We start from the raw sequence: 246 nt of genomic DNA on the forward strand, positions 1-246 counted from the left end.
GCGAGGCGCGCGACTTCCGGCGCGCTCAGGTGGGCAACATCGGCGGGCGCGATGCCGAGGCCCTCCAGCAATGCGTCCAGCACTGCCGAGTCGTCCGCACGCGGGGCTGCGGGGCGGGTCTCCGGCGTGCCCGGCAGGCTCGCTGCGGGTAGCCGCGCAGGCGGCGTGGCTTGCGTCATCAGTGTTTGATCGAATGGCGCCCGGCTTTCCTCGTCCTTTTCGATGGAAACCGCAAGCGTATAAGCG

General features: G+C 69.9%; 1 protein-coding gene. It reads right to left on the minus strand.

The genetic code is table 11. From position 1 onward, the window contains the following. The coding region (locus AB4Y36_RS40600; RefSeq protein WP_368685949.1) for a hypothetical protein at positions 1-246 on the minus strand (246 nt) is incomplete at both ends.

It is taken from the genome of Paraburkholderia sp. BR10936 (assembly GCF_040965735.1).
Taxonomy (GTDB): Bacteria; Pseudomonadota; Gammaproteobacteria; order Burkholderiales; family Burkholderiaceae; genus Paraburkholderia; species Paraburkholderia nodosa_A.